At 62.5% G+C, this 587-nt stretch carries 1 pseudogene; it reads right to left on the bottom strand.

What is annotated here, in order from left to right:
- Positions 1-587 (bottom strand): annotated as a pseudogene (locus tag A3730_RS00090) (FAD-binding oxidoreductase); the annotation flags it as partial.

The raw sequence follows: 587 nt of genomic DNA, 5'->3' as shown, positions 1-587 counted from the left end.
GGGTTACATCCAGGGTGGCGAATTCGGCGTTGCTGAAATCCAGCCAGGGGAACAGATGCTTGAGTTCGTCCCGGCCGGCAGTCAGTTGTTCCTGTTCGCTGCGCTCCACGCCCCGTTCCGCCAGATCGCCGCCCAGGTACCACACCACCTTGCCGTCGGGGCAGTCGTGGGTGGTAACGGTGAGCACGGGCTTGTTGCTGGTGCCGACACAGTGGGCGTAAAGGCGATGACCCAGATCATGTTTGACCAGCACCATTTTCAGGGGGCGCAGCTGGCTGTGTTCCTGCTCCAGCAGGTGGGCCTGATGGGCGCCGTCGAGCAGGGCCGGGTTGCCGTTGCCGGCGGCGAGCAGGGTCAGGCGCGGTTCAATGCGTTGACCATTAACCGTGACGGCGCGCAGGCCGTTTTCATCCCATTCCAGCGTGTCCCGTTCGTTGTCGAGCGCCAGCAGCCGGTCGCGGACCGGGGCGCTAAGTGTCTCGATCAGCGATTCGGTGTTGATGACCAGGTCGTCCAGTTTGTAGACGTTGCCCTTGAAAGCCTTGTTGGCCAGCGCGCTGGGGAAATGATCGCGCTTGAGCTTTTCA

It is taken from the genome of Alcanivorax sp. HI0044 (genome assembly GCF_001634945.1).
This window is presented reverse-complemented; position numbering and strand designations above follow the sequence as displayed.